Below are 26,088 nucleotides of genomic sequence, written 5' to 3' on the forward strand. Positions count from 1 at the left end.
TTTGTCTAGCATCTAAAAATAAAAATTGACGTTTCACGTTGTTTGTTTCGTTCAGTTTTCAAAGAACTACTTGGTCGCTCATTTGCGACTTCCTTATGTTAACATCTTCGTGTTTCGATGTCAACTAAGTTTTTCAATTTCTTTTTTGTCGTTTTCTGCGTTTCTGCATCAGCGACGGTTATTAATTTATCATATAATAACTATTAACGTCAACACTTTTTAATAAAAAGTTCTTTTTCTTACATAACGAATACATTCCTCTGCATTAGCGACTCTTCGAAACAAACAAAAAATGATTTTATATCTCTCTTCCATCGCTTTTTTTACAACGTTATGAATACGTTCATCTTCAAAATCAAATAAAAGTTCTTCTAACTCTCTCTTCAATATGTATTCCATTTCTTTTTTCTCTTCTTTCGTTAACATAAATCCAAGCAACTCATCACCTCAATCATTTCTTACAGAGCAATTAACGTTCCACTCATTTTATTCTATCATCCATTATATCCACTACTTACGATATTAATCCCTTGTTCTCTTTTTTATATTTACAGCATATATGTAACTGAAAAGGATTGGACAAAGGGGCGTAATATTATGTTTTTCTTTTTTATTACGAGTAAAAGAAACTTTAAACACATTAGCTTAATAGTGATACTTTCCTTATTTACAGCATGGCTACTCTTTTTGAAAACATATTCACACGAGTCTGCTTTTTCAACTGCTACAGGACCTAAAGTCATTTACAAAGGCGACACCTCTAAAAAACAAGTTGCATTCACGTTTGATATTAGTTGGGGAGACAAAAAAGCAATTCCAATCCTTGATACACTTAAAGAAAGAGATATTAAGAATGCTACTTTCTTCCTTTCTGCTGCATGGGCAGAAAGACACCCTGATGTTGTTGAACGCATCATAAAAGATGGACATGAAATCGGTAGTATGGGGTACAATTACACGTCCTACACTTCTCTAGAGACAAATGAAATACGAAGAGATCTTTTGCGAGCACAAGATGTGTTTACAAAACTCGGTGTGAAACAAATCAAACTATTACGTCCACCTAGTGGAGACTTTAACAAAGCAACACTTAAAATAGCAGAATCACTCGGATACACTGTCGTTCATTGGAGTAATAACTCAAACGACTGGAAAAACCCTGGCGTAAACAATATCGTTTCCACCGTCTCTAATAATTTAAAAGGTGGAGATATCGTCTTATTACATGCATCCGATTCTGCCCTTCAAACAAATAAAGCTTTACCACTGCTTCTGCAAAAATTAAAGAGTGACGGCTATGAGCAAATATACGTATCACAACTTATTTCCAACACAAGTACGAAAAGTGAAGACGTACAATAATTCTTCACACATAAAAAGCTCTACTACCTTTCATTCAGGTAATAGAGCTTTTCCATTCATACAACTACCCTGCGTAAAACCTCTCTTAATTAGGCCGACTTACTCGTCTTTCCAATTAAACGATGTAATATAAGTAACTGATATGCATTACATAATAAAAGTGGTATCACCATTAAATATAACCAATCTGTATCGTTAATCCGAAGAGCTGGTACCCACTCAAGAATTGTTACAACAACCATAAAGAACAAAGCAGGCACGAATGCCTTTTTGTTCGTTTCTTTACTTTTTATATAAGCAACAATGGCCCCAAATACAAATAATACACCAGCAACAAGTATGTTATTCCCTAGTGAAACTTCCCCGTTTGCAATCAATACAGATCTTAAATACACGAAATCAAATAAAACGAATGCAATAAAAAAGAGCTGAACTGTATTCCATAAAGAAGGTGACCGGAACATCCCTAGTCCAAAACGATGGATTGTTAAATAGGCAAAGAACCCCATTTGACTTATAACACTAAAAATAAATCCTACACCCATCAACCAGAAGGAAACTGCTAAAATCTCCTTTACGTCGAAATTTTGAAAAAATTTAACGTACTTGTCCCACTCTAAAACAAACCCAATAATGACCGTACTAATCCCACCAAGAAACAACGTCGTAAAAAATAGTCGTACCCACTTGCGGCTATTCACAACACATCCCCCATTATCCTTATATTTCTAATCAAATTGTATCAATGACAATTTCAAAAAGCTAGCCATGTTCATGTATAAATTCCTTAAAGATATTTATATTAAAAAGAGAGAACTGTGCTGAAAGGAGTTCCAACTTATGAAACGGATTCTGCTCGTTTTGACTTCTTCTTTTCTATTTTTTGTACTTGTAGCATGTGCACAAGAAAAAGAAGCAAAGTCTGAACTTGATTATGATCAAACGAAGAAAATGATTGTTGATATTTTAAAAACCGATCAAGGTAAGAAAGCCATCCAAGATGTGTTAACTGATGAAAAGATGAAACAAGCACTCATACTAGATGAAACAGTAGTAAAGAAAACGATTGAAGATGCATTGGTATCCGACAAAGGGCAACAATTCTGGGAGAAGCTCTTTAAAGACCCTGAGTTCTCATCGAAATTCGCTAAAAGTATGGGGAAAGAACAAACAACCTTAATGAAAACATTACTAAAAGACCCTGAATATCAAGCAGGCGTTATAGAAATTATGAAAAACCCTGAAGTAGAAAAAATGATGTTACAAACAATGAAGAGCAAAGAATACCGCCAATATTTACAACAAGTACTAACAGAAACTGCTGAAAGCCCACTCTTCCAAGCTAAGATGATTGATATTATTAGTAAAGGTGTACAAAAGGCCGAAAAAGGTGGATCTGATAAAAAAGAAGCAGGCGGTGAAAGTGGTTCCCAAGACAGTAAAAAGGAGCAGCAGTAAAAATAATAATTATAATAATGAGCGGACAATATATGTATCGTCCACTCATTATTATTTTATTTTTGCGCGACAGCTATTTTATCAATTACTGTCTCAGCTATCGTACGATAAATAAGACCCGTCGTATGTGTATCTTCATATACTGACGGTGCAAAGTCTTCCTTATTCCAATCAGGTTGTTGAAGCGGGATTCGGCCAAGTACTTCTGTTTGAAGTTCTGTAGCTAATTTATCTCCTCCACCTCTTCCAAACACATATTCTTTTTCACCAGTTGTTTTACTTTCAAAATACGCCATATTTTCAACAACACCAAGAATACTATGTTCTGTACGTAAAGCCATAGCTCCAGCACGCGCTGCTACAAATGCCGCTGTTGGATGCGGCGTTGTTACAATAATCTCTTTACAAGCCGGCAACATCGAATGTAAGTCTAGCGCAACATCCCCTGTACCAGGTGGTAAATCTAAAACTAAATAGTCTAAATCTCCCCACTCTACTTCTGTAAAGAAATGATTTAACATTTTTCCAAGCATAGGTCCTCTCCAAATAACCGGTGCGTTATCCTCTACAAAGAATCCCATTGAGATTACCTTTACACCTAGACGTTCCACTGGGATAATTCTATCTCCTCTTACAACAGGACGTTTTTCTATTCCCATCATATCCGGTACACTAAAACCATAAATATCGGCATCAATGATACCAACCTTTTTCCCTAGACGAGCTAAAGCAATAGCAAGGTTAACAGAAACTGTTGATTTTCCTACTCCACCTTTTCCACTCGCCACTGCTAAAAATGTCGTTTTTGAATTTGGTGACAATAAAGATTCAGTTTGCTCTTCTTCTTGTTCCGGTACAAACTGAGCTAATTCCTCTTCTGTAAATTCTGCAAAGCGAAGCCCTACTGTTGCTGCTCCTAGTTCTTTTACTAGCTTTACAATTCCAGATTGCAATTGCATTTGTTCCGCTGTACCAGTTTTTACGATTGCAATTTTAACACTTACATGTTCCTTCTCAGGCTTGACTGTTACCTCTTTAATTGCCCCTGTTTCTTTTAACGTTTTATGTAAAAATGGATCTACAATCCCTTCTAACGCTTCCACTACTCGCTCTTTCGTTACCATAATTAGCCCAGCCCCCTGTATGAAAAATAACGTAATGTTAATTAAATGTATCTCTCTTTATTTTTAAATAAATGCGTTTACATTTCCAGTATAACATATTTTCGGAAAACTTCGTTAACGAGAGGAACTCAAAAAATCCTCCTTATTCTGGAGGATTTCCTTTTTCCGTGAAATAACGTAATATACCACGATATACTGCAGCCGCTACCTTTTGCTGATATTTCTCCGAATTTAACATATACCTTTCGTTTACATTCGATAAAAAGCCAGCTTCAATTAAAGCACCTGGAGTTTTCGCATACTTTAATAAATACACATGAGAAATTGTTTTAGCAGAACGATTCGTATTCTCTAAACTCGTTCTCAATTCAGCTTGTATAAATTTCGCAGCACGTTCATTTTCAATTGAAGAACGGTAATAGAACGTTTGTGCGCCTTTTGATCCACTACTAGTTAAAGCATTTAAATGAATACTCGCAAAAAAGTCTACATCAGGTTTATTAATAATCTCTACACGCTTTTTTAAATCCTCTGCTTTACGTCTACTATATGATTTTGTATCTTTCTTCGCTAAATCATAATCTCCCTCACGTGTTAAAATAACTAGTGCACCTTGTTCTTGTAAATAATCTTGTACCTTCTTTGTAATCTCAAGCGTAATATCTTTTTCTATAATATCTTTTCCACCAACAGCCCCTCCGTCTGGTCCACCATGCCCAGCATCTAATACAATCACCTTCCCTGATAAGGGTAAATTCCAAGCTCGCCACGATTTTGTAATTTGAAATTCTTGTTTGACTAAAAAAAACAAAACAACCGCAGCGAGTGCAAAAGAGATAATTCGAATTCTCTTCATACCTTTCCTCCTCCAGCTAGTCCCTCTAATTACTTATATGGGACAAGAGGAAAGTTTATGCTTGTCTTAATGAAGCTTTAATCGATATCTTCTTTCACCTTTTTCATATCCTTCCTGCCACCATAAGCCAATAAACTGCTGACAAGATTCAAAAAGTAATTCCTCATCTTGTAACTTAATTTCCCTCATAGTCATGCTCGTTAAAAATTGAAATAGTGTTTCCGTTAATTGTTGCTCTTCTTCTAAGGCTCTATATTTCACATCAAAGAATGATTCACCATAATAACCAAACTTACTGTATCTCGCTCCTAATAAATACGATTCTATCCCTAATTCAATACAGTAATCTTCATACTGACGATGAAGTTCCTGCATCTGAAAGGCATCTCTAATATTTGAACGTAATGTTTTTAATGATAATTCTCGCAGCATCTTCCGTTCATATTTCAGCTGCTTTTCTTTTTGTTTTTCTTGTAAGCTGACAATGACATTCATAGTACTTATAAACCTCCCTAATACGTATTAGTCTAAACTTCTAAAGAAGAAGCATACGCGAGAGGATAGCACTAAAATATTCCAAACTACAAAAATTCCAAAAGAGGAATGAAACATAAAAAAACCCCAACCAAAATGGTTGGGGTTTGTAGTTCGCAAAAATTAACGTTTTGAGAACTGAGGTGCACGACGTGCGCCTTTAAGACCGTATTTTTTACGCTCTTTCATACGTGCGTCACGAGTTAATAGACCTGCACGTTTTAGTGTTAGACGGTATTCTGGATCAGCTTTTAATAAAGCGCGAGAAATACCGTGACGAATAGCACCAGCTTGACCAGTGTATCCACCACCATTTACGTTTACAAGTACATCGTAGTTACCTAAAGTTTCTGTTGCAACTAGAGGTTGTTTCACTACTTCACGTAATGCAGCAAATGGGATATAGTTTTCAAAATCACGACCGTTAATGATAACGCGTCCTTCGCCTGGAACTAGGCGTACGCGCGCTACTGAACTCTTACGACGTCCAGTGCCATAGTATTGAACCTGTGCCAAAGTAAGCCCTCCTTTAATTAATTATCCGCGAAGTTCGTAAACTTCTGGTTTTTGTGCTTGGTGTGGATGCTCTGCTCCAGCATACACGTTTAGTTTCTTAGAAACTTGACGGCCTAAGCGTCCTTTTGGAAGCATGCCTTTAATTGCAAGCTCTAACATTTGTACAGGGTAGTTTGTACGCATTTCTAGAGCTGTTCTTTGTTTAAGTCCACCTGGGTGGTTAGTGTGACGGTAGTAAATTTTATCGTTTAATTTATTACCTGTTAAATGAATTTTCTCAGCGTTAATAATAATTACATGATCACCCGTGTCAACGTGTGGTGTAAATGTAGGTTTGTTTTTACCGCGTAAAATAGATGCTACTTCAGTAGATAGGCGACCTAAAGTTTGACCTTCAGCATCAACCACATACCATTTACGCTCAACTTCGTTAGCTTTTGCCATAAAAGTCGTACGCATGTGTTTCCCTCCTCGTTATCTTTTCCATAGAAAAAATCTATTGTTTATCTTAAACACGATTTCCTTCCGGGGCTAATCGTGGTTTTAGAAACAATACCATATGTTATGATATACTTTTGAGTTTCTAATGTCAAGCAAATGTTACACCAGGATTAGTTGTTATAGTTTACCTGCCATAAGTAAAGACCATGACCTGGAGCCATCTTTCCAGCAAACTGACGATTTTGCTTCGCTAGAATCTCTGGAATGCTATCCGGATCAAGCTTTCCTTGCCCTACGCTAAGTAACGTACCAACAATAATTCTGACCATATTATATAAAAATCCATTACCTACAAAACGAAAAATTAATTCATCATCTTGCTCAATTAGCTCAATTTCATAAATTGTTCTCACTTTATCTTTTTTGTCAGTTTTTGCCGAACAAAAAGAAGTGAAATCATGCGTTCCGATAAAATAAGGGATCGCTTTGCTTATAGAGTTTATTTCGAGTGGATATGGATATTGATATACGTAATTTCTACGGAATACATCCGCAGTCTTTGATAATAATACACGATAACGATATTCTTTTCTCTCGACACCGTAACGCGCATGAAATTCTTCTGTTTTTTTCTCTACCTGTCTGATAACAATATCATCTGGCAACATTGTGTTTAATGCGTTACTCCATTGCCACTCTTCAAGAGACAACGGTGTATCAAAGTGTATGACTTGTCCTTTGGCGTGAACGGTAGAATCCGTTCTGCCCGATGCCTGAACACGAACAAGTTCTCCTTTATGCAATTTCTGCAAAGCTTTCTCAATCTCTTGTTGAACAGTACGATGCTGCGGCTGAATTTGATAACCACAAAAATGCATGCCATCATATGCAACCGTACATTTTATTCTATCCATTTCTCTATTCTCCATTACAATCGCACCCATGCCAAAATACAAGCTAAACAAAGTAAGCTTATAATCGTTACTGTATCGCTTGTCTTCCAGCGTAGTTGCCTAAATTTAGTACGTCCTTCGCCATTTTGATACCCACGTGCTTCCATAGCAATCGCTAAGTCCTCAGCACGCTTAAAAGCACTGATAAATAGAGGAACGAGTAGTGAGATAATAGCTTTCATCCTATCTTTTATCGGTCCTCCTGCGAAATCAATACCACGTGACGATTGTGCCTTCATTATTTTACTCGTTTCATCCATTAATGTTGGAATAAAACGAAGAGAGATTGACATCATTAATGCGATTTCATGAACAGGAACTTTTATACGCTTCAACGGCTTTAATAACGTCTCCAAACCATCTGTAATCTCAATAGGTGTCGTCGTTAACGTTAATAATGTCGTCATTAAAATAATAACGAAGAATCGTATAGAAATGTATATCCCTTGCTCTAATCCTTTTTCATGTATCGAAAACCAACCAAGCTGGAATAGTACTTCCCCTTCTTTATTTGTAAAAATATGCAGGAAAAATGTAAAAAGAAAAATCCATAGAATTGGTTTTAAGCCCGAAAGTACATAACGAATCGGCACTTTTGCAAAAAATAAAGCAATGAGTGCATATAAAAATAAAAATCCATATGAAATCGCATTATTTGCTAAGAAAACAACAAATACATATAAAAAGACAATCAGCAGCTTCGTACGTGGGTCAAGTCGATGAATAAGAGACTTCCCTGGAATATATCTTCCAATAATCAACTGCTGCATGATTCATGACCACCTTTTCGTAACACCTGCACAACTTCATGAGTAAGATCCTCTAAAGATAAGGTAGCCTTTGGGATTGAAATGCCAAACTTCTCTTCAATTGCACGTTTATACTTTAAAGACATAGGAAGATCCACGCCAATTTTCTCTAGTTCATCAGCATGTGAAAATACTTCCTCTGCACTTCCTTGCAAAAAGACCGTTCCTTTATGCATGACTACAATCTGCTCCGCATACTTAGCAGCATCCTCCATATTATGTGTTACTAGGATAACTGTAAGACCTTTTTCCTTATGCAGCTTATAAAACATCTCCATAAGTTCATTCTGCCCTTTTGGATCTAGTCCTGCTGTAGGTTCATCTAATACAAGCACTTCGGGTTCCATCGCCAATACACCCGCTATCGCAACACGCCTCATTTGCCCACCACTTAACTCAAACGGTGAACGTGTTAACAGTTCTGGCTCTAACCCTACAAGTTCAATTGCCTCTCTTGCCTTTTGCTTCGATTCTTCTACAGATACCCCAAAATTAGTAGGGCCGAAACAAATATCCTTCTCCACAGTCTCTTCAAACAACTGATGTTCTGGGAATTGAAAGACAACCCCTACCTTCTTACGTAGTGGCTTTAGCTTTTTTTCTTTCTTTCCTGCCGAAATGAAATGTTCACCAATTTGAACTGTGCCATTCGTCGGCTGCAATAAACCATTTAAATGTTGAATCATCGTCGACTTACCTGAACCAGTATGACCGATAATGGCATAATAGCCCCCACTTGGAAACGACACGTCTACATCATAAAGTGCGCGTCTTTCAAATGGAGTTTTATATTGATAACGATGTTCTACTTTTTGGAATGTAATCTCCAAAGTTCGTTCACCAAGCTTTCCATTGTAAGATGCGTATTTTGCAAGAGAATTTCATTTCTTTTTAATAATTCTGCTATTTTCACTGAAAAGGGTACATCTAATCCAATTTCTTGGAGCATATGAGAGGACTTGAAGATTTGCTTTGGAGTCCCTTCCTCTAATATTTCTCCCTTATTTAAAATAATTACACGGTCTGATTGTGCCGCTTCTTCTAAATCGTGCGTAATTGATAATACGGTAATACCTTTTTGATTAACAAGTTGTCTAACCGTTTCTACTACTTCACGTCTCCCTTGAGGATCCAGCATTGACGTTGCTTCATCTAATATCAAAATAGATGGCTGAAGTGCTAAAACGCCTGCTATTGCCACTCGCTGCTTTTGCCCACCAGATAACGAATGAGGTTCATCATTAAGAAAATCTTCCATACGGACAAGTTTGAGGGCCTGATCTAATCTTTCTACCATTTTCTCTCTTGGCATTCCGATATTCTCTAAGCCAAAGACAACGTCGTCTTGCACTGTCGTTCCAACAAATTGATTATCTGGATTTTGAAATACCATCCCAATTTGTTTTCGAACATCCCATACCGTTTCCTCAGATAAAACCATTGTATCATTTACTGTAATAGTCCCTGTTTCCGGCAAAAACAAACCATTCAATAATTTTGCAAGTGTAGACTTCCCTGAACCGTTTTGTCCAATAACAGATACCCATTCTCCCTCATACAAGGAAAATGAAACATCTTTTAATGCATAAGTGGCTGCCCCAGGATATTGAAATGATATATTTTCTGTCCGAAGTTTCTCTTTTTTCAATACAAGGCACCCTTTCCTTCGCCAAGTTAGCCTATTTTTATATTTAAAAAAAAGGGCCATGACCAGTTTCTTGAAAAGAACTGTCCTGCCCTTTTAATTATCATTATACTAACTCGATAATTACCATTGGTGCTGCGTCTCCGCGACGTGGACCAATTTTTGCAATACGAGTGTATCCGCCTTGGCGCTCAGCATAGCGTGGAGCTACATCAGCGAATAATTTTTGAAGTGCATCTTGACCAGTCTCAGCGTTAGCTACTTCATTGCGAATGAAAGCTGCTGCTTGACGACGAGCGTGAAGATCTCCGCGTTTACCTAAAGTGATCATTTTTTCCACTACAGAACGAAGTTCTTTTGCACGAGTTTCTGTCGTTTGGATGCGCTCGTTGATAATTAAATCAGTAGCTAAATCACGTAACATAGCTTTACGTTGCGCACTTGTACGGCCTAATTTTCTGTATGCCATTCGTAGTTCCCTCCTTTGTTGATGGGTTTAAATCCTCAGTCGTCTTTACGTAAACCTAAACCTAATTCCTCAAGTTTATGTTTAACTTCTTCTAAGGATTTACGTCCTAAGTTACGAACTTTCATCATATCTTCTTCTGTTTTGTTCGCAAGCTCTTGTACAGTATTAATTCCTGCACGTTTTAGGCAATTATAAGAACGAACAGAAAGATCTAGTTCCTCGATAGTCATCTCAAGAACTTTCTCTTTTTGATCTTCTTCCTTCTCGACCATAATCTCAGCATTTTGTGCTTCATCAGTTAAACCAACAAAGATATTTAAATGCTCAGTTAAGATTTTGGCACCTAAAGAGATAGCTTCTTTTGGCCCGATGCTTCCATCCGTCCATACATCAAGCGTAAGCTTATCATAATTAGCCACTTGTCCGACACGTGTCTTTTCCACTTGGTAAGTCACACGTGATACTGGAGTATAAATAGAATCAATAGGAATTACTCCTATTGGTTGATCTTCGCTTTTATTTGCATCAGCTGGCGTATACCCACGGCCACGCTTTGCAGTTAAACGCATGCGGAAATGCGCATTTTTTGCTAACGTTGCAATGTGTAAATCTGGATTTAAGATTTCTACATCACTATCATGAGTAATATCAGCAGCTGTGACAATACCTTCGCCCTGCACATCAATTTCCAACGTCTTCTCTTCTTCAGAGTAGATTTTAAGAGCTAACTTTTTCAAGTTTAAGATGATCGTCGTAACGTCTTCTACTACGCCCTCAACTGTTGAAAATTCATGTAATACGCCATCGATTTGGATAGCAGTAACAGCGGCACCAGGGAGTGAGGATAAAAGAATACGACGTAAGGAGTTACCCAAAGTAGTACCATATCCACGCTCAAGCGGTTCAATTACGAATTTACCATATTTAGCATCTTCGTTAAGTTCAACCGTTTCGATTTTCGGCTTTTCGATTTCAATCATTAACTAAACCCTCCTTCAAAACGTCGAAACCCCGGTTAAACAAAGGGATACCCCCTGTCTAACCGAAAGTCCCCCTTAGGCAGTTCCCGATTGTGCACAACAAGCGATGTTTCTGTACGAAATTTCTCGATAATGCATCATATCCATTATAGACAAAAGGGAAAATTCTATACAGAAAAATTACACACGACGACGTTTTGGTGGACGACATCCATTATGAGGAACTGGAGTAACATCTCTAATTGCTGTTACTTCTAGACCTGCAGCTTGAAGAGCACGAATTGCAGCTTCACGACCAGCACCAGGACCTTTAACAGTAACCTCTAAAGTTTTTAAACCGTGCTCCATTGCAACTTTAGCAGCAGCTTCAGCAGCCATTTGCGCAGCGAATGGAGTAGACTTACGAGATCCACGGAAACCAAGTGCACCAGCACTAGACCAAGAAAGTGCGTTACCATGAGTATCTGTAAGTGTTACGATTGTGTTGTTGAAAGTAGAACGAATATGAGCTATACCAGCTTCAATATTCTTTTTCACACGTTTTTTACGAGTGTTTGTTTTACGTGCCATTGTTAGTTCAACCTCCTTTACTTATTATTTCTTTTTATTTGCTACTGTACGACGTGGACCTTTACGTGTACGAGCATTGTTTTTAGAGTTTTGACCACGAACTGGTAAACCACGACGGTGACGAAGACCACGGTAAGAACCGATCTCCATTAGACGTTTAATGTTAAGAGATACTTCACGACGAAGGTCTCCCTCAACTTTAATACGATCGATGATATCACGGATACGTCCTAGTTCGTCTTCCGTTAAATCACGAACTCGTGTTTCTGAAGAAATACCAGCTTCAGTTAGAATTTTTTCAGCAGTTGTGCGACCAATGCCGAATACGTAAGTTAAAGAAATAACAACGCGTTTGTCTCGAGGAATATCTACACCTGCGATACGTGCCATTCTGAATGCACCTCCTTCTGATTAACCTTGTTTTTGTTTATGTTTAGGGTTTTCACAAATAACCATTACTTTTCCACGTCTACGAATAACTTTACATTTTTCGCAGATTGGTTTAACTGACGGTCTTACTTTCATGTCTCGAACCTCCTTAAAGATTACGGAGTGCTATATTATTTAAAACGGTACGTAATACGACCACGATTTAAATCGTACGGAGATAATTCTACCGTAACTTTGTCTCCTGGTAAAATACGAATGAAGTTCATACGGATTTTACCAGAAACGTGAGCCAATACGACATGCCCATTCTCTAATTCTACTTTGAACATAGCATTTGGCAACGTTTCAAGAACGGTACCTTCGACTTCAATTACATCATCTTTAGCCATTCAATAGTTCTCCCTTCTTCAAATCAGTAACATTTTACACTGCTCTGAAATCCCGGAGAGCCAGCTACTTATAAAGTGGTAAGGATTTCGTATCCTGCTTCTGTAAGAGCAATCGTGTGCTCAAAGTGGGCACACCATTTACCATCTACCGTTACCACTGTCCAGTCATCAGATAGTGTTTTTACATATCGTCTTCCTTGATTCACCATCGGCTCAACACAGATGACCATTCCCGGCTTTAATCTAGGGCCTCTATTTGGTGGACCATAGTGCGGGATTTGAGGGTCCTCATGTAAGTCTTGCCCGATTCCGTGACCAACATACTCCCTAACGATCGAGAACCCATTCTCTTCAGCATGGGTTTGAACCGCATGTGAGATATTTGATAATCTTTCGCCTGGTTTTACTTGTTCTAGACCAAGATACAACGATTTTTCTGTGACATCAAGTAGCTTTTGAACAGATTCAGAAATGTTTCCAACTGGATACGTCCATGCAGAATCTCCATGGTACCCATTGTATTTCGCACCAATATCGATACTGATGATATCGCCCTCTTCGAGCTTGCGCTTCCCTGGAATTCCGTGTACAAGCTCTTCATTTACAGAAGCACATATGCTCCCCGGAAATCCGTTGTATCCTTTAAAAGATGGCGTAGCACCATATTTTCGAATCGTCTTTTCCGCTATTTGATCGAGCTCTTTCGTTGTAATTCCTGGAGTAATATGCTGTTTCAACTCTTGATGAGTTAAAGCAACGATCCTGCCAGCTTCTCGCATGATTTCTATCTCGCGAGGAGTTTTGCAGATGATCATTACGCTAAGCCTCCGATGAGAACATCGATATCAGCAAATACTTTATTGATATCTTGCTCACCATTAATGCTTTGTAGGTAACCAAGCTCCTCGTAGAAATCAAGCAAAGGTTTTGTTTGCTTAATATTTACATCTAAACGATTTGCCACAGTTTCTTCATTGTCATCAGAGCGTTGATATAATTCGCCACCACATTTATCGCACACATCAGCTTTTGCTGGTGGATTGAATTCTAAGTGGTAAGTCGCACCGCACTCTTTACAAATGCGACGGCCTGTAAGGCGTTTTAATAACAACCCTGAATCCACATTAATGTTTAAAACATAGTCGATTTTTTTACCAAGATCTTTCATAATCTCTTCAAGAGCTGATGCTTGCGCAACAGTTCGTGGGAAACCGTCTAGTAAGAAACCTCTTACGCAGTCTTCTTGACTTAAACGTTCACGAACAATTCCGATTGTAACTTCATCTGGAACAAGTGCACCTTTATCAATAAAAGATTTTGCTTGTAGACCCATTTCAGTTTCAGCCTTCATAGCTGCACGGAACATATCTCCTGTTGAAATGTGAGGGATGTTATACTTGGCAACAATCTGTTCGGCTTGTGTACCTTTACCAGCACCAGGAAGCCCCATTAAAATTAAGTTCATCCTTGTTCCCCCTCAGAGTACATGAGCATGTAGGGAAGACAATTCTTCCCACTTACTCACTGCTTGATAAACCCTTTGTAATGGCGTTTTACCAGTTGGCTTTCTAGCTGCTTCATTGTTTCTAAAGCAACGCCGACAACGATTAACATACTCGTTCCACCAATCTGTGCAGATGGAGGAAGATTTCCCAATTTCGTAAAGATAACTGGTAAGATTGCAATCGCTGCTAGGAAAATTGATCCTACAAAGGTCAAACGATACAAGATTTTTGTTAGATATTGTTCCGTATTCTTACCCGGACGAATACCTGGAACATATCCACCTTGTTTGTTTAGATTCTCTGACATTTGCTCTGGATTAACCTGAACAAACGCATAGAAATATGTGAAGGCTACAATGAGCGCAACATATATGATCATTCCCACTGGGTGAGAATAGTTAAAGTTTGCAATGATCCACTGCGATACATCATGATTCGGGAAGAACTGTGCAATAGTTGGAGGCGTAATTAAGAATGAAACAGCAAAAATGACTGGAATAACACCCGCACTATTTACCTTAAGCGGTAAATGAGTGTTTTGTGCTCCAGCATGATTCCCATTCCCTCCTGTTACACGCTTCGCATATTGAATTGGGATCTTTCTAACAGCCTGTTGAATGAAAATAACACCAACAATAACCGCTAGCACAGCTAGTAAGATCAATGCAACTTTAACGATACTCATGAACAATTGATCTCCGATATTTTGAAACTGTTGTTGATACACTTGAGATATAACACTTGGGATCGCTGCGGCAATACCGCCAAAGATAAGGATGGAAATACCATTACCTACACCTTTAGCTGTAATCTGTTCACCTAACCACATTAAAAATGCAGTACCAGCAGTCAGTACCGTAGCAATGTATAAATAAGTGCTCCAACCAGGATTCAAAATTAATTGCCCACCTACCATACCGTTAAAACCGATTGACATACCAAACCCCTGAATAAACGCAAGAACAATTGTAAAGTAACGCGTGAATTGCGTTAGTTTACGACGGCCCATTTCACCTTGCTTCGACCATTCCGAAAATTTAGGAACAACATCCATCTGCAATAATTGCACGATGATGGATGCTGTAATATACGGCATGATTCCCATCGCGAAGATGGAGAAGTTTTTCAAGGCGCCACCGCCAAATGTATTTAGGATACCTAAGGCATTTAATTGATCTTGTGCTTTCAGTACGTCTCCATTTGTAAATGGCACTGGGATAAACGTGCCAATCCTGAATACGATTAACATCGCTAAAGTGAATAATATTTTACGTCTTATCTCAGCAACGCGCATAAAGTTGGAGATTGTACGAAACATTAGATCACCTCAACTGATCCGCCAGCTGCTTCAATTGCTTCTTTAGCACTTGAAGAGAACTTGTGCGCTTTAACAGTTAATTTTTTCTCTACTGCGCCGCTTGCAAGAATTTTAACACCGTCATTTAACTTGCTGATAACGCCAGTTTCCAGCAATAATTCAGGTGTTACTTCTGTACCATCTTCAAAACGATTTAACGTTGATAAGTTTACAATAGTAAACTCTTTACGGTTAATGTTTGTGAAGCCGCGTTTTGGTAAACGACGGAATAATGGAGTTTGACCACCTTCGAAGCCAAGACGAACACCGCCACCAGAACGTGCGTTTTGTCCTTTATGACCTTTACCAGCAGTTTTACCGTTACCAGAACCGATACCACGACCGACACGGTTACGTACTTTACGAGAACCTTCTGCAGGTTTTAATTCATGAAGTTTCATTCCCAGGCACCTCCTTATATTAATGAGTTATCCTTAAGCTTCTTTTACAGTTATAAGGTGAGAAACTTTGTTGATCATACCAAGAATAGCAGGAGTTTCTTCCTTAACTACAGTTGAATTCAACTTTTTAAGACCTAAAGCTTCTACCGTCGCACGTTGATCTTGTGGACGACCAATTACACTACGAGTGAGGGTAATTTCTAACTTTTTCGCCATTTGTTTTCCCTCCTTAACCTAGTAGCTCTTCTACAGATTTACCGCGTAATTTTGCAACATCTTCAGCGCGCTTAAGTTCGCTTAATCCGTTCACAGTAGCGCGAATCATGTTGATTGGTGTGTTAGAACCAAGAGATTTCGAAAGAATATCTTGTACACCAGCTAATTCAAGTACCGCACGAACAGGTCCACCAGCAATAACACCAGTACCTTCAGCAGCAGGTTTTAAGAATACTTCACCAGCTCCAAAGTGACCGTTGATTGTGTGTGGAATTGTTGTACCAACTAATGGTACAGCGATTAAGTTTTTCTTAGCGTCTTCGATAGCTTTGCGGATTGCGTCTGGTACCTCTTGTGCTTTACCAGTACCGAATCCAACATGACCGTTTTTATCGCCAACTACAACTAGTGCAGCAAAGCGGAAACGACGACCACCCTTAACAACTTTCGCGACACGATTTATCGTAACTACACGTTCTTCAAGTTCTAATTTACTTGGGTCAATGCGATGCATCAATTTTCCCTCCTTTGACCATTAAAATTGTAATCCAGCCTCACGAGCAGCCTCAGCTAGAGCTTTAACACGGCCATGGTATAAGTAACCACCGCGATCGAATACTACTTCTTTAACGCCTTTCTCTACAGCACGCTTAGCAACTGATTCTCCTACTTTCGTAGCAGCTTCAGTATTGCTAGTACCGTTAAGAGCAAGGTCTTTATCAAGAGTAGATGCACTTACTAACGTTACACCATTTACATCATCAATAACTTGAGCGTAAATATGTTGGTTAGAACGGAACACGTTTAAACGTGGACGTTCTGCAGTACCAGTAAGTTTAGCACGTACACGTGCATGTCTTTTCTTACGAGTCGCATTTTTATCAGCTTTAGTGATCATTCTTGTCACTCCTTTCTCTCACCTAACGGGTTTACTTAGCAGTTTTACCTTCTTTACGACGAACAACTTCGCCTTCGTAACGAATACCTTTACCTTTATAAGGCTCAGGAGCACGTACAGCACGGATGTTAGCAGCAAATTCGCCAACACGTTGCTTGTCGATACCTTTGATTACGATTTTAGTTGGTACAGGTACTTCAACTTCAAGACCTGCTTCCGGAGTCATTTCTACTGGATGAGAATAACCTACGCTTAAAACAAGTTTATCTCCTTGTTTTTGAGCACGGTAACCAACACCGACTAATTCAAGTCCGCGTGCGAAACCTGTAGTTACACCTTCAACCATGTTTCCGATTAAAGCACGAGTTGTACCGTGTAATGCACGGTGTTCCTTCTGTTCAGATGGACGCTCAACTGTTAGTGTATTTTCTTCAATTTTGATAGACATATCAGCATTGAATTTACGAGTTAATTCACCTTTAGGGCCTTTTACTGTTACAGTATTGTCTTCTGCAATTGTAATAGTAACACCTGCAGGGATTTCAAGAATCTTTTTACCAATACGAGACATGTGGTCACACCTCCGTTCGTTTTAAATATATATTACCAAACGTATGCTACTACTTCTCCACCAGTTTGTAATTGACGAGCGTCTTTGTCTGTCATTACTCCCTTAGATGTAGAAACAAGAGCGATACCTAATCCGTTAAGTACACGTGGTACTTCATCAGCTTTAGCGTAAACGCGTAAGCCAGGTTTACTGATACGTTTTAATCCAGTGATTACACGTTCATTGTTTGCACCATATTTCAGGAAAATACGAAGGATACCTTGTTTGTTATCCTCGATGTATTCTACATCACGAATGAAACCTTCACGTTTTAAAAGTTCAGCGATCTCTTTTTTGATTTTAGAAGCAGGAACCTCTAATTTCTCATGACGTACCATGTTCGCATTACGGATGCGAGTAAGCATGTCTGCAATTGGATCTGTCATCACCATGTGTTTTACCTCCTTCCCATTTGTGGGTTTTACCAACTAGCTTTTTTAACACCAGGAATTTGACCTTTATATGCAAGTTCACGGAAACAAATACGGCAAAGCTTAAATTTGCGGTATACAGAATGCGGACGACCGCAGCGTTCGCAACGTGTATACTCTTGTACTTTAAACTTAGGAGTACGCTTTTGTTTCGCTATCATAGATTTTTTAGCCACGTTTTCGCCTCCTCTACTTAGCGTTGGCTTCCATTATTTTTGGAATGGCATACCGAATTGTGTTAACAGTTCACGAGCTTCTTCATCAGTTTTCGCTGTAGTAACGATTACGATGTCCATACCGCGGACTTTGCTTACTTTATCATAATCGATCTCAGGGAAGATAAGTTGCTCTTTAACACCTAATGTGTAGTTCCCACGACCATCGAATGATTTCTTAGAAACACCACGGAAATCACGTACACGTGGTAAAGAAACTGATACTAATTTGTCGAAGAACTCATACATTTGCTCGCCGCGTAAAGTTACTTTCGCACCGATTGGCATACCTTCACGAAGACGGAAACCAGCGATTGATTTTTTAGCACGAGTTACAACAGGTTTTTGACCTGCGATTTGTGTTAATTCTTCTACTGCATTGTCTAAAGCTTTTGAGTTAGATACCGCGTCACCAACACCAGTGTTGATTACGATCTTTTCGATTTTCGGTACTTCCATCACAGATTTATAGTTAAACTTGCTCACTAGAGCAGGAGTAATTTCCTTTTGGAACTTCTCTTTAAGGCGATTCAATGAAGTGACCTCCTTTCTTAAGAAAATTATTTATCTAATAATTCACCAGATTTTTTTGCAATACGAACTTTTTTACCATCTTCTACTTTGAAGCCTACACGAGTAGGTTCACCTGTTTTCGGATCTAAAACCATAACGTTAGAAACGTGAATAGGTGCTTCTTTAGTAATAATTCCACCTTGTGGATTTAATTGAGATGGCTTAGAGTGTTTTTTAACGATGTTAACACCCTCAACGATAACACGGTTTTGCTTTGGGAAAGCCACAAGGATAACGCCTTGTTTTCCTTTGTCTTTTCCAGTGATTACCTGTACTTTATCACCTTTTTTTACATGCATCTTAATTCTGCACCTCCTTAGCAAGGCAATACCTTAAATTATAGAACTTCTGGAGCTAAAGAAACGATCTTCATGAAGTTGCTATCACGTAATTCACGAGCTACTGGTCCGAAGATACGAGTACCACGTGGGCTCTTATCGTCTTTGATGATAACCGCTGCGTTTTCATCAAATTTGATATAAGAACCGTCCGGACGACGAGCTCCGCTCTTCGTACGTACCACTACTGCTTTAACAACGTCACCTTTTTTAACAACGCCACCTGGTGTTGCTTGTTTTACCGTAGCAACGATAATGTCACCAATGTTAGCATATTTACGACCAGAGCCGCCTAATACTTTAATTGTTAAAAGTTCACGTGCACCAGAGTTGTCAGCAACTTTCAAACGAGATTCTTGTTGGATCATGTTATGAAACCTCCCTTCGGACTAAAAATTCCGATTCGTCTATTTAGATAATAACCGCTTCTTCAACGATTTCAACTAAACGGAAACGCTTAGTAGCAGAAAGCGGGCGAGTTTCCATGATTTTAACGATATCGCCAAGTTTCGCTTGGTTTTGCTCATCATGGGCTTTGTACTTCTTAGAATACTTAACACGTTTTCCGTACAAGGAATGAGTTTTGTAAGTTTCAACTAAAACTGTAATCGTTTTGTCCATTTTGTCAGACACAACACGACCAGTATAAACTTTGCGTTGGTTACGTTCGCTCACTATGCAAACCTCCCCTCAATTTATCGATTAATTCCGATCTCTCTTTCACGAACTACAGTTTTCATACGAGCAATTGCTTTACGCACTTCACGAATGCGAGTTGGATTCTCTAATTGTCCTGTAGCAAGTTGGAAGCGAAGATTGAACAATTCTTCCTTTAAAGCTTTAACTTTTGTTTCGATTTCGGCAGTGGTTAATTCACGAATATCATTAGTTTTCATTAGATTCACCACCATTTTCTTCACGTTTTACGAATTTACATTTCACAGGTAACTTGTGAGCTGCAAGACGTAATGCTTCGCGTGCTACCTCTTCAGATACACCCGCGATTTCGAACATAATTTTCCCAGGTTTTACTACTGCTACCCAGCCTTCTGGTGCCCCTTTACCGGAACCCATACGTACTTCTAGAGGTTTTGCAGTGTAAGGTTTAGAAGGGAAAATTTTAATCCATACTTTACCGCCACGTTTCATGTAACGAGTCATTGCACGACGAGCAGCTTCGATTTGACGGTTTGTAATCCATGAAGCAGCTTGTGCTTGTAAACCGAATTCCCCGAAAGCAATTTCAGTTCCACCTTTTGCACGACCACGCATTTTACCACGATGCTCTCTACGATATTTTACGCGTTTTGGCATTAACATATTATTTTCCTCCTTCCTCAGAAGCTTTCTTTTTTGTAGGAAGGACTTCTCCACGGTAGATCCATACTTTTACGCCTAATTTACCGTATGTTGTATCAGCTTCAACTGCTGCATAGTCAATATCAGCGCGAAGTGTATGAAGTGGAACAGTTCCTTCACTGTAAGATTCTGCACGAGCGATATCAGCTCCGCCAAGACGACCAGAAACCTGTGTTTTAATACCTTTAGCACCTGCACGCATAGCACGTTGAATAACTTGCTTTTGTGCACGACGGAATGATACACGGTTTTCTAATTGACGAGCGATGTTTTCGCCTACTAATTTAGCGTTAAGATCAGCTCTCTTAACTTCTAAAATGTTGATGTGTACACGCTTGCCTGTTAATTGGTTAAGTGCTTTACGAAGTGCTTCAACTTCAGTACCACCTTTACCAATTACCATACCAGGTTTTGCAGTGTGAATTGTAACATTTACACGATTTGCTGCACGTTCGATTTCTACTTTAGCAACAGCAGAATCTTTTAAGCGTACAGTAATGTACTCACGGATTTTGATGTCTTCATGTAATAATGTAGCGTAATCTTTCTCTGCGAACCAACGAGATTCCCAATCACGGATAACGCCGACACGAAGACCAATTGGATTAACCTTTTGACCCATCGATTATCCCTCCTTCTTTTCTGATACCACAACTGTGATGTGGCTTGTGCGTTTGTTAATTTGGCTTGCACGACCCATTGCACGTGGACGGAAACGTTTCAACGTTGGACCTTCGTCAACGAAAACTTTTTCAACAACTAGGTTGTTAATATCCATCTCATAATTGTGCTCTGCATTTGCGATTGCAGATTTTAAAACTTTCTCTACAACTGGAGAAGCAGTTTTTGGTGTGTGGTTAAGGATAGCAATCGCTTCACCCACTTGCTTACCTCGGATTAAGTCTACTACTAAACGAACTTTACGAGGAGCAATACGAACTGTTCTCGCTACTGCTTTAGCTTGCATTGAAGTGCCTCCTCTCATTATCTTCTAGTTTTCTTATCGTCAGCAAGGTGACCTTTATACGTACGAGTTGGTGCGAATTCACCTAACTTATGGCCAACCATATCCTCAGTGATGTACACAGGTACGTGTTTACGACCATCATATACAGCGATTGTGTGTCCGATGAACTGAGGGAAGATTGTTGAACGGCGAGACCAAGTTTTAACAACTTGTTTTTGCTCAGATGCAACTAATTTTTCCATTTTGCTCATTAAGTGATCATCGACAAATGGTCCTTTTTTTAAGCTACGAGCCATTTTGGTGCCTCCCTTCGTGATTGGCGTACGGTTCTAGAAATGAACCGTACTACAATCCCATTATTTTTTACGACGACGAACGATGAATTTGTCAGACGCTTTGTTTTTCTTACGAGTCTTGAATCCAAGAGTTGGTTTACCCCATGGAGACATTGGAGACTTACGTCCGATTGGAGAACGTCCTTCACCACCACCGTGTGGGTGATCAACCGGGTTCATTACAGAACCACGAACTGTTGGGCGTTTACCTAACCAGCGAGAGCGACCTGCTTTACCGATCTTGATAAGTTCGTGTTGTTCGTTACCTACTTGACCGATTGAAGCGCGACAAGCAGATAATACAAGACGTACTTCACCAGAAGTTAAACGTACAAGTACGTATTTACCTTCTTTACCAAGTACTTGAGCAGATGTACCAGCAGAACGAACTAATTGTCCGCCACGACCAGGCTTAAGCTCGATGTTATGAACAACAGTACCTACTGGAATGTTGATTAATGGTAATGCGTTACCGATTTTGATGTCAGCTTCTGGGCCAGACATAACTTCCATACCTACTTCTAAAGATTTAGGAGCAAGAATGTAACGTTTTTCACCGTCAACGTAGTTAATTAATGCGATATTCGCAGAGCGGTTTGGATCGTATTCGATCGTAGCAACGCGTCCTGGAATTCCATCTTTGTTACGCTTAAAGTCGATGATACGGTATTGACGCTTATGTCCGCCACCTTGATGACGTACAGTGATTTTACCTTGGTTATTACGACCAGCCTTCTTGCTTAAAGGAGCAAGTAATGACTTTTCGGGTCTGTCAGTCGTGATTTCAGCGAAATCATTCGTAGTCATATTACGACGACCGTTAGTAGTTGGATTATACTTTTTAATTCCCATCTCAATTTCCCTCCTTCTTTAGTAAGAATTAAACGCCTTGGAAGATTTCGATTTCTTTGCTGTCAGCAGTTAGCTTAACGATTGCTTTACGACGACGGCTAGTAAAACCAGCGTGACGACCAACGCGTTTTGCTTTCGGCTTGTAGTTCATGATGTTCACTTTTTCTACTTTAACACCAAAGATCGCTTCAAGAGCATCTTTAACTTCTGTTTTATTAGATTTAACGTCCACATCGAACGTGTATTTTTTTTCAGCCATCATTTCCATAGAACGTTCAGTGATAACTGGGCGCTTAATGATATCACGAGGATCTCTCATTATGCAAGCACCTCCTCTACTTTTTCCACTGCCGCTTTTGTCATGATTAGCTTATCATGATGAAGCACGTCTAAAACGTTTACGCCATCAGCAGTGATTACTGTTACTCCAGGGATATTGCGAGCAGATAACTCTACAGATTCGTTTGCATCAGCAGTTACGATAAGAGCTTTCTTCTCAACAGTTAATCCTTTAAGTACTGCTAGCATGTCTTTTGTTTTTGGTGCATTTAACACTAGGTCTTCAAGAACTACAATGTTGTTCTCAACTACTTTAGTAGCTAATGCAGATTTGATTGCTAAACGACGAACTTTCTTAGGAAGTTTGTACGCATAGCTTCTTGGTGTAGGTCCGAATACCGTACCACCACCACGCCATTGAGGAGAGCGGATAGACCCTTGACGAGCACGTCCAGTTCCTTTTTGACGCCATGGTTTACGACCACCACCACGAACTTCAGAACGAGTTTTTACTTTGTGTGTACCTTGACGTAAAGATGCACGTTGCATCATTACAGCTTCGAAAAGTACAGCTTCATTTGGTTCGATACCGAAAATAGCTTCAGCTAATTCGATTTCACCAACCTGTGAACCAGTTTGGTTATATACAGTAACTTTTGGCATTGGAATTCCTCCTTCCTATTGTGAATTATTTGCTAACCTTCACAGCGCCTTGAACAACTACAAGAGATTTCTTAGCACCTGGAACGTTACCTTTTACTAGTAATAAGTTGCGCTCAGTGTCAACTTGAACGATTTCTAAGTTTTGGATAGTAACTTGGTCTCCACCCATACGTCCAGCAAGTTTTTTGCCTTTGAATACACGGTTCGGAGCAACTGGGCCCATTGAACCTGGACGACGGTGATAGCGAGAACCATGAGACATAGGTCCGCGAGATTGTCCGTGGCGTTTGATAACACCTTGGAAACCTTTACCTTTAGAAATTCCTGTTACGTCAACGATTTCACCTGCAGCGAAAACTTCAACTTTTACCTCTTGACCAACCTCTAATCCGTCCACGTCTGCATCGCGGATTTCGCGAATGAAGCGCTTAGGAGTTGTAGATGCTTTAGCAGTGTGGCCTTGTTCAGGTTTGTTAGTTAACTTTTCACGTTTATCTTCAAATCCTAACTGGATTGCATTGTAGCCATCAGTTTCAGTTGTTTTCTTTTGAAGAACAACGTTTGGATTAGCAGCGATAACTGTTACTGGGATTAACTCACCGTTCTCAGCAAATACTTGAGTCATACCGATCTTTCTTCCTAAGATTCCTTTGGTCATGAGTTACACCTCCTACATTTTTAAGTTATATGAATTATAGTTTGATTTCGATATCTACACCAGACGGTAAGTCTAAACGCATTAATGAATCTACTGTTTGTGGAGTAGGACTCACGATATCGATTAAACGTTTGTGTGTGCGCATTTCGAATTGCTCACGAGAATCTTTGTACTTATGAACAGCACGAAGAATTGTGTAAATAGTCTTCTCAGTCGGTAATGGGATCGGACCAGAAACTGTTGCCCCAGAACGCTTAGCTGTTTCTACAATTTTCTCAGCTGATTGATCAAGAATACGGTGATCATAAGCTTTTAAACGGATACGAATTTTTTCTTTTGCCATTATTTTCCCTCCTTCGTTCGCCTATTTCTAAAATAGACCTTCTCCATGGAAATTTCCCCACACCATGCCATGGCAAAGCGGCCGGGTGTGTCAGCAACCTTCCACTTCATCGCAGTCAAAGACCAACATTGTCTATTATACAATGTTATTCGTCTAGATGCAAGCATCTTTTTGTTTGCATCTGCTTTTCTCTACTTTTGCTATTATACATGGCACTTTAAAGAATTTCAAGTTTTCATCCCACAGAATTCTTTTTACAGTTTCTGGATTTTAGTTTTATTGATTTTGTATTACTATAGAAGAAACTCGTCAAAATTCAAAAAAAATCATTTCATTCATTATATAAATACAAACAAAAAACCCAAGGGAAAATCCCTTGGGTTTTTTTATATCAGTTAAGATTACTCAACGATAGTAGCAACTACGCCGTAACCTACTGTACGTCCACCTTCACGAATAGAGAATTTAGTTCCCTCTTCGATAGCGATTGGAGCGATAAGTTCGATAGTCATTTCGATGTTGTCACCAGGCATTACCATTTCAGTACCTTCTGGTAATTGGATGATACCAGTTACGTCAGTTGTACGGAAGTAGAACTGAGGACGGTAGTTAGCGAAGAATGGAGTGTGACGTCCACCTTCTTCTTTAGATAATACGAAAACTTCAGCTTTGAATTTAGCGTGAGCTTTTACAGAGCCAGTTTTAGCAAGAACTTGTCCACGTTGGATGTCTTCACGAGCAACCCCACGAAGTAAAGCACCGATGTTGTCTCCAGCTTGAGCTTGGTCAAGAAGTTTACGGAACATCTCTACACCAGTTACAGTTGTAGAAGCATTTTCTTCAGCAAGACCGATGATTTCTACTACGTCACCAACTTTAACGATTCCGCGCTCTACACGACCAGTTGCAACTGTACCACGACCTGTGATAGAGAATACATCCTCGATAGGCATTAAGAATGGTTTGTCAGTTTCACGTTCTGGAGTTGGGATGTAAGCATCAACTTCAGTCATTAATTCAATGATTTTTGCTTCCCAATCAGCTTCTCCTTGAAGAGCTTTAAGAGCAGAACCTTTGATTACAGGAATGTCGTCGCCTGGGAATCCGTATTCAGATAATAGGTCGCGAACTTCCATTTCTACTAATTCTAATAATTCTTCGTCGTCTACCATGTCGCATTTGTTTAAGAATACAACGATGTAAGGAACACCTACTTGACGAGAAAGAAGGATGTGCTCACGTGTTTGAGGCATTGGGCCATCAGCAGCAGATACTACTAAGATACCGCCGTCCATTTGAGCAGCACCAGTGATCATGTTTTTAACATAGTCAGCGTGACCTGGGCAGTCAACGTGTGCATAGTGACGAGTTTCAGTTTCGTACTCAACGTGTGCAGTTGAGATTGTGATTCCGCGCTCTCTTTCTTCTGGAGCAGCGTCGATTTGATCGTATCCGCGTGCTTCAGCACCACCAGCTTTTGCAAGAACTGTAGTGATCGCAGCAGTTAATGTAGTTTTACCATGGTCAACGTGGCCGATTGTACCGATGTTAACATGGGGTTTAGAACGTTCGAATTTAGCTTTAGCCATTCT

Annotated in this window: 44 protein-coding genes; 2 read left to right on the plus strand and 42 right to left on the minus strand. The window is 39.4% G+C overall.

The window, feature by feature from the left end:
• Positions 1-219: 219 nt before the first annotated feature.
• Complete coding sequence (locus tag ACTFOB_RS24240) at positions 220-438, minus strand: hypothetical protein (RefSeq protein WP_151630233.1); 219 nt, start codon at positions 436-438, stop codon at positions 220-222.
• A gap of 159 nt (positions 439-597) precedes the next feature.
• Here ACTFOB_RS24240 and pdaB point away from each other — a divergent pair, with 159 nt between their 5' ends.
• Positions 598-1,362 (plus strand): polysaccharide deacetylase family sporulation protein PdaB, encoded by a 765-nt coding sequence (pdaB, locus tag ACTFOB_RS24245; RefSeq protein WP_440029607.1) that lies wholly within the window; start codon positions 598-600, stop codon positions 1,360-1,362.
• An 89-nt stretch (positions 1,363-1,451) separates the two neighbouring features.
• On the opposite strand, the gene kbaA is transcribed toward pdaB, so the two are convergent.
• On the minus strand, positions 1,452-2,063 hold the full coding sequence (kbaA, locus tag ACTFOB_RS24250; protein ID WP_440029605.1) for a KinB signaling pathway activation protein KbaA: 612 nt from the start codon (positions 2,061-2,063) through the stop codon (positions 1,452-1,454).
• 139 nt (positions 2,064-2,202) lie between these two features.
• Between kbaA and gerD the strand changes: the two genes are divergently transcribed.
• Complete coding sequence (gene gerD / locus ACTFOB_RS24255) at positions 2,203-2,820, plus strand: spore germination protein GerD (RefSeq protein WP_440029603.1); 618 nt, start codon at positions 2,203-2,205, stop codon at positions 2,818-2,820.
• Positions 2,821-2,876: 56 nt separating this feature from the next.
• On the opposite strand, the gene ACTFOB_RS24260 is transcribed toward gerD, so the two are convergent.
• The 40 genes from ACTFOB_RS24260 to tuf form a co-directional block, all read right to left on the minus strand.
• Positions 2,877-3,944: a P-loop NTPase gene (locus ACTFOB_RS24260; protein ID WP_440029601.1), complete on the minus strand. Its 1,068-nt coding sequence runs from the start codon at positions 3,942-3,944 to the stop codon at positions 2,877-2,879.
• 142 nt (positions 3,945-4,086) lie between these two features.
• Positions 4,087-4,800, minus strand: coding sequence for an N-acetylmuramoyl-L-alanine amidase CwlD (gene cwlD / locus ACTFOB_RS24265; protein ID WP_151630229.1), 714 nt, complete (start codon positions 4,798-4,800; stop codon positions 4,087-4,089).
• Positions 4,801-4,866: 66 nt separating this feature from the next.
• A complete protein-coding gene (locus tag ACTFOB_RS24270; protein WP_001101006.1) occupies positions 4,867-5,295 on the minus strand; it encodes a YbaK family protein in 429 nt (142 codons plus the stop codon).
• A gap of 162 nt (positions 5,296-5,457) precedes the next feature.
• Positions 5,458-5,850: a 30S ribosomal protein S9 gene (gene rpsI, locus ACTFOB_RS24275; RefSeq protein ID WP_000079986.1), complete on the minus strand. Its 393-nt coding sequence runs from the start codon at positions 5,848-5,850 to the stop codon at positions 5,458-5,460.
• A 21-nt stretch (positions 5,851-5,871) separates the two neighbouring features.
• Positions 5,872-6,309, minus strand: a complete 438-nt coding sequence (gene rplM / locus ACTFOB_RS24280) for a 50S ribosomal protein L13 (protein ID WP_001260795.1) — start codon at positions 6,307-6,309, stop codon at positions 5,872-5,874.
• Positions 6,310-6,461: 152 nt separating this feature from the next.
• Complete coding sequence (gene truA / locus ACTFOB_RS24285; protein WP_440029598.1) at positions 6,462-7,205, minus strand: tRNA pseudouridine(38-40) synthase TruA; 744 nt, start codon at positions 7,203-7,205, stop codon at positions 6,462-6,464.
• Between the two features lie 14 nt (positions 7,206-7,219).
• A complete protein-coding gene (locus ACTFOB_RS24290; RefSeq protein WP_440029596.1) occupies positions 7,220-8,014 on the minus strand; it encodes an energy-coupling factor transporter transmembrane component T family protein in 795 nt (264 codons plus the stop codon).
• Positions 8,002-8,883, minus strand: a complete 882-nt coding sequence (locus tag ACTFOB_RS24295; RefSeq protein WP_440029594.1) for an energy-coupling factor ABC transporter ATP-binding protein — start codon at positions 8,881-8,883, stop codon at positions 8,002-8,004. The genes ACTFOB_RS24290 and ACTFOB_RS24295 overlap by 13 nt, the downstream gene beginning before the upstream one ends.
• On the minus strand, positions 8,859-9,701 hold the full coding sequence (locus ACTFOB_RS24300; protein WP_064475103.1) for an energy-coupling factor ABC transporter ATP-binding protein: 843 nt from the start codon (positions 9,699-9,701) through the stop codon (positions 8,859-8,861). Before ACTFOB_RS24300 ends, ACTFOB_RS24295 begins: the two co-directional genes overlap by 25 nt.
• Positions 9,702-9,804: 103 nt before the next feature.
• A complete protein-coding gene (rplQ, locus tag ACTFOB_RS24305) occupies positions 9,805-10,167 on the minus strand; it encodes a 50S ribosomal protein L17 (protein ID WP_000331490.1) in 363 nt (120 codons plus the stop codon).
• Positions 10,168-10,202: 35 nt separating this feature from the next.
• Positions 10,203-11,147, minus strand: coding sequence for a DNA-directed RNA polymerase subunit alpha (locus tag ACTFOB_RS24310; protein ID WP_000569644.1), 945 nt, complete (start codon positions 11,145-11,147; stop codon positions 10,203-10,205).
• A gap of 180 nt (positions 11,148-11,327) precedes the next feature.
• Positions 11,328-11,717 (minus strand): 30S ribosomal protein S11, encoded by a 390-nt coding sequence (rpsK, locus tag ACTFOB_RS24315; protein ID WP_000101797.1) that lies wholly within the window; start codon positions 11,715-11,717, stop codon positions 11,328-11,330.
• Positions 11,718-11,741: 24 nt separating this feature from the next.
• Positions 11,742-12,107 (minus strand): 30S ribosomal protein S13, encoded by a 366-nt coding sequence (gene rpsM, locus ACTFOB_RS24320; protein ID WP_000090790.1) that lies wholly within the window; start codon positions 12,105-12,107, stop codon positions 11,742-11,744.
• 21 nt (positions 12,108-12,128) lie between these two features.
• Entirely contained in the window at positions 12,129-12,242 is a 114-nt protein-coding gene (gene rpmJ / locus ACTFOB_RS24325) for a 50S ribosomal protein L36 (RefSeq protein ID WP_000868344.1), read from the minus strand.
• Between the two features lie 35 nt (positions 12,243-12,277).
• Positions 12,278-12,496 (minus strand): translation initiation factor IF-1, encoded by a 219-nt coding sequence (gene infA / locus ACTFOB_RS24330; protein WP_001029884.1) that lies wholly within the window; start codon positions 12,494-12,496, stop codon positions 12,278-12,280.
• A 68-nt stretch (positions 12,497-12,564) separates the two neighbouring features.
• Positions 12,565-13,311 carry a type I methionyl aminopeptidase gene (map, locus tag ACTFOB_RS24335; RefSeq protein WP_000582542.1) on the minus strand — a complete coding sequence of 249 codons (747 nt, stop codon included), beginning with the start codon at positions 13,309-13,311 and terminating at the stop codon, positions 12,565-12,567.
• Positions 13,311-13,961, minus strand: a complete 651-nt coding sequence (locus ACTFOB_RS24340; RefSeq protein WP_001048996.1) for an adenylate kinase — start codon at positions 13,959-13,961, stop codon at positions 13,311-13,313. The genes map and ACTFOB_RS24340 overlap by 1 nt, the downstream gene beginning before the upstream one ends.
• A gap of 56 nt (positions 13,962-14,017) precedes the next feature.
• A complete protein-coding gene (gene secY / locus ACTFOB_RS24345) occupies positions 14,018-15,319 on the minus strand; it encodes a preprotein translocase subunit SecY (protein ID WP_000490119.1) in 1,302 nt (433 codons plus the stop codon).
• On the minus strand, positions 15,319-15,759 hold the full coding sequence (gene rplO / locus ACTFOB_RS24350) for a 50S ribosomal protein L15 (RefSeq protein WP_000766083.1): 441 nt from the start codon (positions 15,757-15,759) through the stop codon (positions 15,319-15,321). The genes secY and rplO overlap by 1 nt, the downstream gene beginning before the upstream one ends.
• 33 nt (positions 15,760-15,792) lie before the next feature.
• Positions 15,793-15,975, minus strand: coding sequence for a 50S ribosomal protein L30 (gene rpmD, locus ACTFOB_RS24355; RefSeq protein WP_001085231.1), 183 nt, complete (start codon positions 15,973-15,975; stop codon positions 15,793-15,795).
• Between the two features lie 13 nt (positions 15,976-15,988).
• Positions 15,989-16,489: a 30S ribosomal protein S5 gene (rpsE, locus tag ACTFOB_RS24360; protein ID WP_000554646.1), complete on the minus strand. Its 501-nt coding sequence runs from the start codon at positions 16,487-16,489 to the stop codon at positions 15,989-15,991.
• 21 nt (positions 16,490-16,510) lie between these two features.
• Positions 16,511-16,873 carry a 50S ribosomal protein L18 gene (gene rplR / locus ACTFOB_RS24365; protein ID WP_000628818.1) on the minus strand — a complete coding sequence of 121 codons (363 nt, stop codon included), beginning with the start codon at positions 16,871-16,873 and terminating at the stop codon, positions 16,511-16,513.
• A gap of 31 nt (positions 16,874-16,904) precedes the next feature.
• Positions 16,905-17,444: a 50S ribosomal protein L6 gene (gene rplF / locus ACTFOB_RS24370; RefSeq protein ID WP_000086553.1), complete on the minus strand. Its 540-nt coding sequence runs from the start codon at positions 17,442-17,444 to the stop codon at positions 16,905-16,907.
• A gap of 32 nt (positions 17,445-17,476) precedes the next feature.
• On the minus strand, positions 17,477-17,875 hold the full coding sequence (rpsH, locus tag ACTFOB_RS24375) for a 30S ribosomal protein S8 (protein ID WP_000245511.1): 399 nt from the start codon (positions 17,873-17,875) through the stop codon (positions 17,477-17,479).
• A gap of 29 nt (positions 17,876-17,904) precedes the next feature.
• Positions 17,905-18,090 carry a 30S ribosomal protein S14 gene (gene rpsN / locus ACTFOB_RS24380; RefSeq protein ID WP_001085700.1) on the minus strand — a complete coding sequence of 62 codons (186 nt, stop codon included), beginning with the start codon at positions 18,088-18,090 and terminating at the stop codon, positions 17,905-17,907.
• 33 nt (positions 18,091-18,123) lie between these two features.
• Positions 18,124-18,663 carry a 50S ribosomal protein L5 gene (gene rplE / locus ACTFOB_RS24385; protein ID WP_001080829.1) on the minus strand — a complete coding sequence of 180 codons (540 nt, stop codon included), beginning with the start codon at positions 18,661-18,663 and terminating at the stop codon, positions 18,124-18,126.
• Between the two features lie 26 nt (positions 18,664-18,689).
• Complete coding sequence (gene rplX, locus ACTFOB_RS24390; RefSeq protein WP_000558201.1) at positions 18,690-19,001, minus strand: 50S ribosomal protein L24; 312 nt, start codon at positions 18,999-19,001, stop codon at positions 18,690-18,692.
• 38 nt (positions 19,002-19,039) lie between these two features.
• Positions 19,040-19,408, minus strand: a complete 369-nt coding sequence (rplN, locus tag ACTFOB_RS24395; protein WP_000615912.1) for a 50S ribosomal protein L14 — start codon at positions 19,406-19,408, stop codon at positions 19,040-19,042.
• A gap of 43 nt (positions 19,409-19,451) precedes the next feature.
• Entirely contained in the window at positions 19,452-19,715 is a 264-nt protein-coding gene (gene rpsQ, locus ACTFOB_RS24400) for a 30S ribosomal protein S17 (protein WP_000004106.1), read from the minus strand.
• Positions 19,716-19,735: 20 nt separating this feature from the next.
• The gene (rpmC, locus tag ACTFOB_RS24405) at positions 19,736-19,936 is read right to left on the minus strand and encodes a 50S ribosomal protein L29 (protein WP_000855718.1); all 201 of its coding nucleotides are present in this window, start codon (positions 19,934-19,936) and stop codon (positions 19,736-19,738) included.
• Positions 19,926-20,360 (minus strand): 50S ribosomal protein L16, encoded by a 435-nt coding sequence (gene rplP / locus ACTFOB_RS24410; RefSeq protein ID WP_000928969.1) that lies wholly within the window; start codon positions 20,358-20,360, stop codon positions 19,926-19,928. The genes rpmC and rplP overlap by 11 nt, the downstream gene beginning before the upstream one ends.
• Position 20,361: 1 nt before the next feature.
• The gene (rpsC, locus tag ACTFOB_RS24415; protein WP_000529958.1) at positions 20,362-21,021 is read right to left on the minus strand and encodes a 30S ribosomal protein S3; all 660 of its coding nucleotides are present in this window, start codon (positions 21,019-21,021) and stop codon (positions 20,362-20,364) included.
• A gap of 3 nt (positions 21,022-21,024) precedes the next feature.
• Complete coding sequence (gene rplV, locus ACTFOB_RS24420) at positions 21,025-21,366, minus strand: 50S ribosomal protein L22 (protein ID WP_001148024.1); 342 nt, start codon at positions 21,364-21,366, stop codon at positions 21,025-21,027.
• Between the two features lie 17 nt (positions 21,367-21,383).
• Positions 21,384-21,662: a 30S ribosomal protein S19 gene (gene rpsS / locus ACTFOB_RS24425; RefSeq protein WP_000124454.1), complete on the minus strand. Its 279-nt coding sequence runs from the start codon at positions 21,660-21,662 to the stop codon at positions 21,384-21,386.
• Positions 21,663-21,722: 60 nt separating this feature from the next.
• A complete protein-coding gene (rplB, locus tag ACTFOB_RS24430) occupies positions 21,723-22,553 on the minus strand; it encodes a 50S ribosomal protein L2 (protein WP_000511583.1) in 831 nt (276 codons plus the stop codon).
• Positions 22,554-22,581: 28 nt separating this feature from the next.
• The gene (gene rplW / locus ACTFOB_RS24435; protein WP_001205558.1) at positions 22,582-22,872 is read right to left on the minus strand and encodes a 50S ribosomal protein L23; all 291 of its coding nucleotides are present in this window, start codon (positions 22,870-22,872) and stop codon (positions 22,582-22,584) included.
• Entirely contained in the window at positions 22,872-23,495 is a 624-nt protein-coding gene (gene rplD / locus ACTFOB_RS24440; RefSeq protein WP_001127258.1) for a 50S ribosomal protein L4, read from the minus strand. The genes rplW and rplD overlap by 1 nt, the downstream gene beginning before the upstream one ends.
• A 25-nt stretch (positions 23,496-23,520) precedes the next feature.
• Entirely contained in the window at positions 23,521-24,153 is a 633-nt protein-coding gene (gene rplC / locus ACTFOB_RS24445) for a 50S ribosomal protein L3 (RefSeq protein WP_000160209.1), read from the minus strand.
• Positions 24,154-24,187: 34 nt separating this feature from the next.
• Complete coding sequence (gene rpsJ, locus ACTFOB_RS24450; protein WP_001040595.1) at positions 24,188-24,496, minus strand: 30S ribosomal protein S10; 309 nt, start codon at positions 24,494-24,496, stop codon at positions 24,188-24,190.
• A gap of 401 nt (positions 24,497-24,897) precedes the next feature.
• Entirely contained in the window at positions 24,898-26,085 is a 1,188-nt protein-coding gene (gene tuf, locus ACTFOB_RS24455; RefSeq protein ID WP_001029617.1) for an elongation factor Tu, read from the minus strand.
• Positions 26,086-26,088 lie beyond the last annotated feature (3 nt).

The sequence above is a fragment of the Bacillus cereus group sp. MYBK79-1 genome (assembly GCF_051915365.1).
Taxonomy (GTDB): Bacteria; Bacillota; Bacilli; order Bacillales; family Bacillaceae_G; genus Bacillus_A.